This is a genomic window from Patescibacteria group bacterium (genome assembly GCA_018817085.1).
Classification (GTDB): domain Bacteria; phylum Patescibacteriota; class WWE3; order CG2-30-40-12; family CG2-30-40-12; genus CG2-30-40-12.
This window is the reverse complement of the sequence record JAHIUT010000057.1, coordinates 1-10,982: the sequence shown is the minus strand read 5'-3', so window position 1 is coordinate 10,982 and position 10,982 is coordinate 1. Positions and strand designations below refer to the sequence as shown.

The window sequence follows — 10,982 nt, the reverse complement described above, 5'->3', positions numbered from 1 at the left end:
AGGTTTGGTTCGGCTTGAAGGAAGAGGGTATTTGATGAGAGATGGAGATGTTGTTCTCTTTCGCGTTAATACGAGGTGATTTATGGGTTTTAAAGGAGTTTCCCCGCCAGCTGGCGGAGAGACTCCTTCGTTAAAAAAATACTGGGCGGGGAGACGAAGCAAATCTGCGTGAAAAACTTCCGCGCGAATATGCTCCAATCCCCCCGCCCATTAGCGCTGACTACTACGCGCTCTCGTATTTCGCCTTTCCTCCCTTTCCTCGTCTACCGTCCCGCTTTCCATTGTCCCGCGCGGTACGAAGCGGCTTAACGGCAACCGGCGCATCCAACATCCCCCCAGCAGGAGCGGAGGAAGCAGTACCTGCAAGACAATCCGCCATCGCCACGGCCACTGCAGAGTCTATCTTATAACCCTTCTTGCCTTTGCGATGGGACACCTCGTCCTCATCCACAGAATGGGAGGTCCAGAGGCGCTTGCATCTCAAGGCATCCGCCATCTCCAAAAGCGCATCCCAATCCACACCGTTTTTACGGCAGAACCGAGCGGCGCCTTGGATATGAGAAGCCGCAAAGCCTCCCAAGTAGGCAAGCGCCCCCACACAGCGGAACGCCTCTCCTACCGCATCATAGACTGCTCCCGCCTTGAAAGCGGAAACCTCCTTGAGGACGGCCAAAGGCTTCACCTTGCCTTCCCCGCCGCCACTCTCGGCAATGGCCGAGTAAAGCTCATGAACCCTGCCACAGAGGTCATCACAGGCACAGGCGAGGCTCTCCGGCCAACCGTCCAACCCCGCCAGTTCCTCATCCAAAACGCCCAAGACTTCCCAGCCAGGCATTGCATCTTTCAACGCGCCTGCCAACCGCTGGGCTGTGACGAACATATTGTCCGCCAAACGGGTATTCGGAATGAGATGATCCCGCAAGCGGTGCTCCGCCCACTTCAAGTTGAAGTAGGCCTCGGAACGGTTGGACGCCTCCACCGACAGCCACGCGTAAGTTACCGCATCTTCACGATAACCTTGGAAGGCATACCGCGCGGCGGTTTCCGCGTGGCTCAGCGCATAGCCCCATTCCACCGCAATGGAGCTTTCGGGTTCCTCCGCAAGCGTCCCCGCAAACGGGGTTTTTTCCAAACGCTCGCGAATGCCCGCAAAAATCCCTATCGCCGTCTCGTAACTATCTCGAGACGAACGACGCGAGGCGGCATCATTGGTTGCCGCAACCGGCTTCTTGCCATTCAAACCCTTCTCGTCCATTTTGCCCTCCTAGGGCTAAAAATATGCCCGCTTTCATTCGGGCGGGAAATAAAGGCGCCACCAGGTAGGCGCTTATCAAAACTTACAGATATTCTACTATAAGATAAGGGGTTTGTCAAATACCAACAAAGGAGTCTCTCCGCCAGCTGGCGGGGAAACTCCTTAACCAAGCTTTTCTCCTATAAACTTTCTATCACCTGTCCAAACAATTCCACTCGCTTTTTATCCAAAGGATTCATTAAAAACGGCGCTACATCGTCAGCCAACAATTTAAAATCTAACTTTTTGCTATTCTCCGCCACATATTTTTTAAGTTCGCCCTTATTTTTCAACTTCAGCTTAAAGCTTAAATACTCGTAATTAGGTTCCGTTTTTGAAAGCAAAAAAACGATGTCGTAAAAATCTCGTCCTTTAGGGTTTTTTCGTTCAAAGGCGGCGCAGAATTTTTGCGACAAAAGTATATCTATCGGCGCTACATTTATTTGAGAAAAAACATCAAACTTGTTCAATATAAACCCGTTAAACTTATACTTAAATTCCTGCCTTGTAATATCTATTTGAATTAAAACCTTTTCCTCCTCGTGTCCCGAAAGCCCTAAATCAAACAACAATTTTGGAAATTTTATGTAACACCGATACGCTCCCTTAAATACATTTCTTATCTCAACTTCGTAACCCTCAAGCTCCATATCCCTTTTAACTGTATTGGCTATATCATCAAATTCTCCCTTCTCAATTCCAAAATTGTCAAAGTCTAAATCTTCGCTAAAACGAGTATTTCCATACACAATTTTTAGAGCCGTTCCGCCAATAAAACAAAGCTTGTTTGCATAAACAGTATTAAAAAGCGACTGCAAAATTTTATATTGCAAATACTCTTTTAAGAGGCTTCGTTCATACCCCCACAAATTAGACGGATAAAACTTTTGTATTTCAGCTAAACTAATCATCGTTGTAGATAAAACTAATCAAGCCACTAACCCTTTTTTGGGTATTTTTGTTATATAAACTCAAATACTTAAGCAAAATATGCCTATTCAACTTCTCCTTTAGAACATCCAAATTAAACCTCTTATCCTCAATTTTTGATTTGGAATTTAAATCACTATTAAAATAAAAATAGTCGCATATCGCTTTTTCTAAACTTGCCATTTTAAAAACAGACGAACCTTCACCTAGCAAATTATACCCGAAAAAAAGCTTTGGGTTTATTTTTCTGTAATAAAAGGAACATATACTTGTTAAAAATTGACTAGTCTTTTTAGTAGTTACCGAAGTTACCGAATAAACAGCCTCGGGTATAACACCGTAATAGGATAAAGCCGACTCCAACGACACATAAGAAGGGTTGTAAATCTTATTTGCAACCAAGAAATAAACTTTCTCATTCAGAGACAGGTCCGAAAAGATATAATACCCGCGAAGCACTTTTTTAATATACCCCTTCTTTTGCCACTCATTCAACCTCGTCCCAAAAAATGAGCCACCCAGTTTTTTTATGTCGCTAGGAGTAAATACCGTGTAATTTTTTAAAGCCTCTTTAAGGTCTAAAAACCGCATCTTTGTTTCTTGAGATAACTAAATAAAGTGATTTCAAGAAAAGTATACCACCAATCAGTGAGGCTTGTCAATCACTTTATACCCAAGTTTTTCTATTTCTTCGCGAAGGGCATCCGCTTCCTCAAACCTTTTTTCCCTTCTCAACGCCTTTCTTTTTCCCAACAATTCTTGAATTTCCTTTGGCATTAAAGGTTTTGACATTTTAGATTTGACTTCGCGAAGCGAACTTACTTCGTAACCTTTGACATTTGATCCGCCAGCTGGCGGATTGGATTTTAGGCATAGCCCCAGCGCCTCATCCCACTTCTCCAAAAGAGCTGTTTTGTTCTCATCGGACACTCCTTTATCCTTTACAAGTTCCCAAACCAACGCCAACGCTTTTGGCATATTTAGGTCGTCGTTTATTGCTGTTATAAATCTATCGTAATATTTAGAAAAAGAAACACTCAAAAAGGGACTACCCCGATTCGGGGTAGTCCCTTTTTGGACAAAGTGTGACATCGCGGAAACGAGCCGTTCGTATGCCTTTTGCGCCGCCTCAAGAGCTTCCCACGAAAAATTCATTTTTGAACGGTAATGCGTTAAAAAGGTTAAATATCTAAAATCAAGCGCGGAAAAGCCTTTCTTTTTCATGTCCTCCAAACTATACACATTCCCTAAAGAACGGGACATTTTCACACCATCAACATCCAAAAGACCGGAATGAACCCAATACCTTGCTAAAGGCTTTCCGTTCGCTACCTCACTTTGAGCAATTTCGTTTTCGTGATGAGGAAACTTTAAATCCATTCCTCCAACGTGTATATCAAAAGTATCTCCCAACAATTTTTTTGCCATAACCGAACATTCTATATGCCACCCAGGACGCCCCCTTCCCCAAGGACTCTCCCAACTTTGTTCGCCTTCTTTCGCCGCTTTCCATAAAGAAAAATCGGAGGCTTCTTCCTTCTCGTATTTGTCGGAGGAAATCCTAGTTCCCGCTTTACTTTGCGCAATTTGCGCGCCAGACAGCTTCCCATACTTTTTGAATTGGGACACTTTATAATACACCGAACCATCTTTTTCAATATAAGCAAAACCTTTGTCTATGAGAACTTTAATCATCTCAATAATCCCGTCTATATTTTCAGTTACTTTGGGGTAAAAATTTGCGGGGATACAATTCATCTCCCTAATATCGTTATGCAAAACTTCCGTATATTTGGTTGACAACTCTTCAACAGAAACATTAAGCTCATACGCTCTTTTTATTATAGAGTCGTGGACATCCGTAATATTCATTACATGGGTAACTTTATACCCATTAAAAACAAGCGCCCGCTTTAATACATCAAACGCTGCATAAGAACGGGTATGTCCAATATGGCTTGGGCCATAAACCGTGGGACCGCAGGTGTAAAAACCAACATTTGGCGGGGCTATGGGAACAAATTTTTCTTTTTTGCGGGAAAGAGAGTTATACAAAAACAAGTCCATAAAAAGATTATAGCAGATGAGAGAATTATTGTTGTATGGTTGTATTGCTTTATTGTTAAATCTTAACAAAGGGCGGAGATTGCTTGCAAATTTAAAACAAGCAAAAATCCGCCCTTACAATTTCCAACCTCGGGGGTTGGAATCTTTCCTACCCCGCACCAGCTATCTTCAACAAATCTTCAACATACCCCAACATTCTGTCCGCTTCGGGATTACCTTCAGACAACTCCACAAGCTTATCCGCAAATTCCGCCATAGAAGAATGTTGAGTCAAACCGCACAAACTCAAAAGTTCCTCTAACTGTAGCCTAACAAATCTTTTACTATGCCGACACAAGAATGGCCAAAGGTCTTGCTGAATCGTCAATTCCGGCTCGGGTTCGTACCTAACTTCATCCGGAAATTCGGGTAGCAAGGCATCTCCCTCGCCCTCACCCATTTCCGCAAACACCTTGCGAATAGCACGCACTATCTCCCACTCACCCAAAGTCAAATTAGACTGCTTGGACATTTCCCCTTCCTCCTTTACATCACCGCGTTGGGGCCCGCGCCTAACGCATAAACGGGAAGTTGCTGGTAAGGGGCTATCTCCAAAACTAAAACGCATCAGAAACCTCCTTCCAACTTTCCAACCCCCGAAGTTGGCGAGTTATGACAATTAGGTCGCCGTTTCTTGCTCGGTAATTTCCAAAAGTGATGTCTTCAAAGCTGTTGCGAACGCAAGTACCTCTCCCGCCCGCCCTCGCTGAAACAACTCTTCGGAACCCGAGGAGTTTTTCAAGAAGTGGTCAAGTGTGAACTCCAATTTGCCCAAAAGCTCCATAAAAACACTCTTATAGCCAAACTTCAGCAATAAAATCTTAAGAACATTACCTAGACAATTCATTTTCCACCCTCCTTTCTTTACTGGTGAAGAATAAGTCTCACGGACATTTTACCATATTTAAGGGGATTTTAATATTAACAAAGGAGACTCCTTTGACAAAGGAGTCTCCTTAGATAAATGAATTTCTTTAATCTGATATAATCTTTCTATATGAAAATTCCAAAACCTATTGAAAACCTAATAGAACATTTTGAAAAACTCCCCGGTATTGGACCTAAAACCGCCCAAAGACTAACCTTTTACCTACTGCATAATCCCCAAACCGAACTGGAAAATTTTGCCGATACCCTAACTCGTATAAAAACTGATACAAAAATGTGCGCGATTTGCAAAAATATAGATATAGTAGACCCCTGCGAAATTTGTTCAAGCGCTTCTCGCAACAATAGCGTTATAGCTGTGGTAGAAACCCCTTTGGACGCATTGGCTTTGGAGAGAGCGCGTTACAATGGGTTATATCATATTCTGCACGGGGTTATTAATCCCTTGCAAAGTATTGGCCCCGATGAAATTTATATTAACGACCTTATAAAAAGGCTTGCTGGCAAAAATGAGATTAAGGAAATTATTTTGGCGTTAAACCCTACTATGGAAGGAGAAACAACTTCTTTTTATATCGCCAAATTAGTGGAAAAAGAAATAAGCAATAAGGTAAATGAAAAGATAAAAATCACTAGGATAGGACGAGGTTTGCCAACCGGAGCAAGTTTAGAATATGCGGATGAAACTACACTAGGAAGGGCGATGGAAGGAAGAACCCCTATCTAAAATTCAAATCTCTACCCCCCCATCAAACACCTCCAACACACTCTTTGCCACTTCGGCAACCTCCTTTTTTTCCGGTTCGGAAATGTTTTTGTCGCTTAAATCTTCGCTTTCCGAAAACCTTTTTCCCAAACGGCACTTCAATCTAATGGGAACACCCAAAAGTTCTTTTAATGTATCCTCCACAATTTGGCGGTTTTTTGGCGTTTCCAGCCTTTCTTTATGAAAACTGTAAAACGCCTCTATTTCCAATACCCCCCCGCTAAACGAAAGCAAACGGCAGGATTTTAATAAAGCCTCTACCGAATGGTTACAGGGCTTAACCGCTTTTAAGAGAGAATCCCATTCAAAAGCTGTATCGGATTGCTTCTCCCTCGCGGAAACTCGGGATCGCAATGACGCAGTATCGCTTGGACTTTCTCCGTTCGGTAAATGCTTATGCAAACTCTCCGTTTGCAGATTTTCCCCAAACCACTTAACAACCGCTACTTCTAAAAAAAGGGACGGTATTGCGCAATCCCTAATTTTGGTTACCGCATCGGAAAAAACATCAATAAGAAGGGTTAATTTTGAAAGAGTAAAACTTTTCGCCTGCGCTCTCATTACCTCAAACTTTTCCTCCGAAACATCCAAATCCGAAACCGGGATACCCGCCTCTATTAAAAGAAGCACTCTCAAATACCTCAAAAGCTCCAACCCCCACGCGGTTAAATCAACACCAGAACTGGAAATTTTATGGATAATGGAAAGAGAAGCGGAGACATCCTTTTCAAGATTATCCACAAAATCATCAAGAGCAAGATTGCCCCCTCCAGAGATAATTTCGTCAACGCTAGCCCCGCCAATTAAGACCTGCTCCAACAATGTTTCAGCATCACGAAAACCCCCCACTGCCGCCTTGGCGATTTTTTTTAGGTCCGCAACAGTAATTTTATCGCTCCCCTCTTGTAGCTGCTCCGCTACTTCTTCTTTTAAAATTAACTCCAATTTTCTCACAATATCCGCTTCGCTAACTCTTTTAAATTCAAATTTCGCGCAACGACTTTTAATAGTCTCCGGGACTTTTTGCGGGTCGGTGGTGCAGAGTACAAAATAAACTCGTTTGGGGGGTTCTTCCAAAGTTTTTAGAAGGGCGTTAAAAGCTTCGGTAGTAAGCATATGAACCTCGTCAATGATATACACTTTAGCTTTTTTATGGGTAGGGGCGAGGTTTACTTTATCCCGCAAAGAGCGGATATCGTCTATTCCGCGGTTACTTGCCGCGTCTATTTCTATTAGGTCCAAAAATTTTCCTTGTTCTATAGCTTTGCAACTGGGGCATACCCCACATACATCTAAAAACTCGCGGGTATCAACCGAGCGTTCGTTAGGGTTAGTCCTTAAACCTTTATGTAAGTCGCGGGTACCCTGAGATAAGCGAGGTTGCATATCCGAAAGGATTTTTGATAAAGCATCGCAATTTACCGCTTTTGCCAAAAGGCGGGCAACGCTGGTCTTGCCGGTGCCGCGAGGACCGTAAAAAAAGTAGGCGTGGGCAAGTTTATCGGCGGCTAATGCGGTAAGGATGGATTTGGAAAGGGATTCAAGCCCCACCAAATCCAAGAACTTTTGCGGGCGGTATTTAGAATAAAACATTGTACTTTCTATCCTAGAAGATTTAAAAGAAGTTTTCAATGTTCTGTTTTCAATTCATCCAGTCATTGCGAGAAGCTTGCGACGAAGCAATCCCGGTTTAGGGGTGTAGCGGCGAGGCTTGTCCTCGCCAATTAAAAAGGCGACCATAAAGGTCGCGGCTACATAAACAAAAGAGTCTCTCCGCCAGCTGGCGGGGAAACTCCTTTAGCGCCTTCTGTTCTTTCGCACTAAAGTTTTTAAGGACGAAATTAGCGTCGTCATTAACCTTTTTCCTTAAAGGGCTATCTATCCCTACCCTCAAACGGCAAAAATCCTTTGTCCCCAAAGCGGCTATAATAGACGCAACCCCATGATGCCCCGCGGCGCCCCTGCCCTTTTGCAAGCGGGATTCTCCCAAAGGTATATCTAAATCATCATGGATTACTGTAACATCCCTCGGCGCAATTTTGTAATATTGGGACACTTTAACTACAGCATCCCCAGAATTATTCATAAGAGTAAGAGGTTTCATAAGTAACAAAGGAGACACCTTTTTCAAAGGAGTCTCCTTAAAACAGGGATAATCCTTAATTAGAATGATTTCCGAGTTAAATTTTTTTTCAAACTTCCATTTTTCGGCAGGAAAATGTTCTTTTCTAAAATTTTCCAACACGATAAAGCCAGTGTTATGGCGCGTGTTTTCGTATTTTTTTCCAGGATTTCCAAGACCTACGAGTAGTTTCATAAAAACAATCTCAAAACGCAAAACTCAAATCTCAAATCCACAACTCAAAACCATAAATCTGAAGAATCCAGATTTTACATTTACGATTTGGATTTGACATTTGAGCTTTGACATTACTCTTCGTGGTGTACTCCCAAAAGGTGCAAAACCCCGTGTTCCACCAACTCCGCTATTTCTTCTTCATACCTGTTTTCGTAATCTTTCGCCTGGCGCCTTGCTTGGTCCTTATTAATAACAATTTCCCCCACCACAAAATCCCCGTTTGGCAGTTTTTCGTCTAAATTAAAAGACAATACATCAGTTGGGCAGTTTTTACCCTTATATTTTTTATTTAATTTTTTTATTTCGGGACCCGAAACAATAGAAACCGTTATTATATCCACAATTTTACCTCCTTACCCATTATCTCGCTTATCTCTATTAAGCTTGGTTTGTCTTATTTTATTCTTTTCTCGTTTAATCTGCGAAGGTTTCGTGTAAAACTCCCGTTCCTTAACTTCATCAATAATACCCTCTTCAATAACCTCGCGATTAAACCGCCGTAAAGCTTGTTCTATTGATTCTCCCGGTTGAACATTTACTTTTACCATAATTTTTTCGCAAACAGCACCACCTTTCGTATGTAAATTTAAAATTTTTCTCCCCCCAATACATGCAAATGCTCGTGCTCAAAATGAGCGTAACTCCCCCCGTTATTAATCAGTTTATACCCCTTATCCAAACCAACTTCCTTTATAGCAAGGTTTGCCGCCCCAAACATTTTGTCCCAATACCCCGCTATTTCGCCGCTTATCGTTTGCTTTTTCTCGTTATGACTTTTGTCCAAAACCAAAAGATGCGTTGGGGCGCCGGGATATTTGTTATGGATAACCAAAAAATCGTCCGTCTCCAAAACCTTTTTGCTAGGCTCCAATCCTCTCACAATCTTGCAAAAAAGGCAATCTTCCCTATAACTATTCTCTAGCTTTGACATTATTTTATTATACCGTTACTCAAAGGGATTTACAATAATTATATTAAAGAGGGTTGATGGGTGGTAATAGAAAACCCCAGCCAGTGGACAAGATACGCAGGATTGCGAAACTTGTTGATTCCACTGACCGGGGCTCCAAGTCCCTTACAACTCCTCCTCTCTCAAACCGTAAACACGGGCAAAACACCTAAACCGCGACATATTGCCCGTTTTTTGGTCTCTATAGTCCGCCAAAGCGGGGTCCAAAACTTCCTCCATTTTAGCAATAAGCGGGGGTGTTCCAAACTCTGCCATTTTAAGGGAAACGGTCAGGGGCGCTAGCACCACCACCTCGCTAAAAGGAATTTTTCTGCGGAAACCTTTTTTGTAAAGGTCAATTACATCTTCCGCCCGCCGAATCATCCCCTTGACAACCACCACTTCAACTCTCTCCCCCACTATCCTCTCCAATTCTCGCAACTGTCTGTCATTGGGGCCGTGGCTGCGGGTACGCCACAAAATGTATTTCATCGTCTCACCTCTCTTACCTTTACCAGAATTAGAGCATATATATTTGCCCTTAATATTAGAATACTTAATTGGAAATGTTTTTTCAAGAAGGATAATTAACAAAGGATACACCTTTTTCAAAGGAGTATCCTTAAAACACCAATTCATAGGGGTACAGACCCCTAAATACAGTTTGTCATAACTAGCCAACTTCGGGGGTTGGTAAAAACAAAACGGCCGAGAGCGGGGAAGAAAATCCGGTTACAAGAACCAGAATCCCCACAAACGGCCGCTAAACAACACCAAACAGGTTTTACTGGTATTCACCAGCCGGGTAACCTGATCCCTCGGACAGTAAGGATTGCTTTTCTCCTCTTTTCTGTCCTCTCCCCTTCCGCGCTTCGGTCGCGGGGGTTCTGTCTAGAGCTCTAAAGACAAAACCCATTTGCCAATAATGTCCACAAACAGTTCGGACACCATTGGCGCGGCAGTTCAGCGGGGATTCTGCCGTTTGAGCGATGAAACAACTTACTGAATCAAGCCGTTTTCAATCGCCCAGTGCCGGTTGACTCGGAATATCCGACCATTCTTGGTTTCCACCAAGATGGCCGTAATAAGATCCGTAACAAATTGTACCTCTTCCGGGTCAAGCGGAAGGCGGCTTACTGCCACCATCTCCGCCGACCGGCACCCCCGCGTCCCTGCGGGTTCAAAGAACCCCATTGGGACGGCGGGAACAAGGGAACCTTTCATTGCCCCCCCCTTCATTTTCGCTTTTTAGTCCGCAAAAGCGCAAACGGGTTAGAGTTTTTTCAAACCGCCTGTTCTCTAACTTAACATACATCTATTATACCATATACTATGAGGTCTGGCAAGGGGGGGGCAGAAAAAGGGACTACCCCGAATCGGGGTAGTCCCTTTTTAGACAAACTAATATGCCTGCGCAAAATACCAAATATGCTTGGAGGGCGCTCCGCAATAAATACACTTTCCAGCTTCTTCTTTTGCGTCCAAAGGCAAAAGGCGCGTGGTTGCTTTAGTTTCCTCTTTTATTTTCGCCTCGCATCGCTCCCCTTCGCACCAAAAAGCCTTAATAAAACCCTTTTTTGTCCTCATTAAATCCTTAAATTCCCCGTAATCCCTCGCCATTCTTATATTCGCGTCCATATTCTTTTTCGCTCTTTCGTATAAAAATTTTTCCTGATTTTCAAGCATTTTT

General features: G+C 43.1%; 15 protein-coding genes. 2 read left to right on the top strand and 13 right to left on the bottom strand.

The window, feature by feature from the left end:
• A partial coding sequence (locus KJ678_03735; GenBank protein MBU1017242.1) for a DUF933 domain-containing protein occupies positions 1–79 on the top strand: 79 nt, incomplete at its 5' end.
• Positions 80–223: 144 nt separating this feature from the next.
• Here KJ678_03735 and KJ678_03730 read toward each other — a convergent pair.
• From KJ678_03730 to KJ678_03705, 6 genes are all read right to left on the bottom strand, one after another.
• Positions 224–1,255: a hypothetical protein gene (locus tag KJ678_03730; GenBank protein ID MBU1017241.1), complete on the bottom strand. Its 1,032-nt coding sequence runs from the start codon at positions 1,253–1,255 to the stop codon at positions 224–226.
• A 179-nt stretch (positions 1,256–1,434) separates the two neighbouring features.
• Positions 1,435–2,205 carry a nucleotidyl transferase AbiEii/AbiGii toxin family protein gene (locus tag KJ678_03725; protein MBU1017240.1) on the bottom strand — a complete coding sequence of 257 codons (771 nt, stop codon included), beginning with the start codon at positions 2,203–2,205 and terminating at the stop codon, positions 1,435–1,437.
• Positions 2,198–2,815, bottom strand: a complete 618-nt coding sequence (locus KJ678_03720) for a hypothetical protein (GenBank protein ID MBU1017239.1) — start codon at positions 2,813–2,815, stop codon at positions 2,198–2,200. Before KJ678_03720 ends, KJ678_03725 begins: the two co-directional genes overlap by 8 nt.
• Positions 2,816–2,869: 54 nt before the next feature.
• Entirely contained in the window at positions 2,870–4,291 is a 1,422-nt protein-coding gene (gene cysS, locus KJ678_03715; protein MBU1017238.1) for a cysteine--tRNA ligase, read from the bottom strand.
• Between the two features lie 148 nt (positions 4,292–4,439).
• A complete protein-coding gene (locus KJ678_03710; GenBank protein MBU1017237.1) occupies positions 4,440–4,802 on the bottom strand; it encodes a hypothetical protein in 363 nt (120 codons plus the stop codon).
• 147 nt (positions 4,803–4,949) lie between these two features.
• A complete protein-coding gene (locus KJ678_03705; protein ID MBU1017236.1) occupies positions 4,950–5,177 on the bottom strand; it encodes a hypothetical protein in 228 nt (75 codons plus the stop codon).
• Between the two features lie 150 nt (positions 5,178–5,327).
• On the opposite strand from KJ678_03705, the gene recR reads away from it, so the two are divergent.
• A complete protein-coding gene (gene recR, locus KJ678_03700; protein ID MBU1017235.1) occupies positions 5,328–5,945 on the top strand; it encodes a recombination mediator RecR in 618 nt (205 codons plus the stop codon).
• A 3-nt stretch (positions 5,946–5,948) separates the two neighbouring features.
• Here the strand turns inward: recR and dnaX are convergent, their stop codons facing one another.
• The 7 genes from dnaX to KJ678_03665 form a co-directional block, all read right to left on the bottom strand.
• Entirely contained in the window at positions 5,949–7,577 is a 1,629-nt protein-coding gene (gene dnaX, locus KJ678_03695; GenBank protein ID MBU1017234.1) for a DNA polymerase III subunit gamma/tau, read from the bottom strand.
• Between the two features lie 97 nt (positions 7,578–7,674).
• Positions 7,675–8,301 (bottom strand): aminoacyl-tRNA hydrolase, encoded by a 627-nt coding sequence (gene pth, locus KJ678_03690; protein MBU1017233.1) that lies wholly within the window; start codon positions 8,299–8,301, stop codon positions 7,675–7,677.
• A gap of 113 nt (positions 8,302–8,414) precedes the next feature.
• On the bottom strand, positions 8,415–8,684 hold the full coding sequence (gene ybeY, locus KJ678_03685; protein MBU1017232.1) for an rRNA maturation RNase YbeY: 270 nt from the start codon (positions 8,682–8,684) through the stop codon (positions 8,415–8,417).
• A 12-nt stretch (positions 8,685–8,696) separates the two neighbouring features.
• A complete protein-coding gene (rpsU, locus tag KJ678_03680) occupies positions 8,697–8,891 on the bottom strand; it encodes a 30S ribosomal protein S21 (protein ID MBU1017231.1) in 195 nt (64 codons plus the stop codon).
• A gap of 38 nt (positions 8,892–8,929) precedes the next feature.
• Entirely contained in the window at positions 8,930–9,274 is a 345-nt protein-coding gene (locus KJ678_03675; GenBank protein MBU1017230.1) for an HIT domain-containing protein, read from the bottom strand.
• A gap of 144 nt (positions 9,275–9,418) precedes the next feature.
• Complete coding sequence (locus KJ678_03670; protein ID MBU1017229.1) at positions 9,419–9,931, bottom strand: hypothetical protein; 513 nt, start codon at positions 9,929–9,931, stop codon at positions 9,419–9,421.
• Positions 9,932–10,693: 762 nt separating this feature from the next.
• A partial coding sequence (locus KJ678_03665; protein MBU1017228.1) for a proline--tRNA ligase occupies positions 10,694–10,982 on the bottom strand: 289 nt, incomplete at its 5' end.

Bases quoted from the DNA above. Each gene is read 5' to 3' on its own strand.
- KJ678_03730 (MBU1017241.1), bottom strand. From the start codon at position 1,255: ATGGACGAGAAGGGTTTGAATGGCAAGAAGCCGGTTGCGGCAACCAAT.
- KJ678_03725 (MBU1017240.1), bottom strand. From the start codon at position 2,205: ATGATTAGTTTAGCTGAAATACAAAAGTTTTATCCGTCTAATTTGTGG.
- KJ678_03720 (MBU1017239.1), bottom strand. From the start codon at position 2,815: ATGCGGTTTTTAGACCTTAAAGAGGCTTTAAAAAATTACACGGTATTT.
- cysS (MBU1017238.1), bottom strand. From the start codon at position 4,291: ATGGACTTGTTTTTGTATAACTCTCTTTCCCGCAAAAAAGAAAAATTT.
- KJ678_03710 (MBU1017237.1), bottom strand. From the start codon at position 4,802: ATGTCCAAGCAGTCTAATTTGACTTTGGGTGAGTGGGAGATAGTGCGT.
- KJ678_03705 (MBU1017236.1), bottom strand. From the start codon at position 5,177: ATGAATTGTCTAGGTAATGTTCTTAAGATTTTATTGCTGAAGTTTGGC.
- recR (MBU1017235.1), top strand. From the start codon at position 5,328: ATGAAAATTCCAAAACCTATTGAAAACCTAATAGAACATTTTGAAAAA.
- dnaX (MBU1017234.1), bottom strand. From the start codon at position 7,577: ATGTTTTATTCTAAATACCGCCCGCAAAAGTTCTTGGATTTGGTGGGG.
- pth (MBU1017233.1), bottom strand. From the start codon at position 8,301: ATGAAACTACTCGTAGGTCTTGGAAATCCTGGAAAAAAATACGAAAAC.
- rpsU (MBU1017231.1), bottom strand. From the start codon at position 8,891: ATGGTAAAAGTAAATGTTCAACCGGGAGAATCAATAGAACAAGCTTTA.
- KJ678_03675 (MBU1017230.1), bottom strand. From the start codon at position 9,274: ATGTCAAAGCTAGAGAATAGTTATAGGGAAGATTGCCTTTTTTGCAAG.
- KJ678_03670 (MBU1017229.1), bottom strand. From the start codon at position 9,931: ATGAATTGGTGTTTTAAGGATACTCCTTTGAAAAAGGTGTATCCTTTG.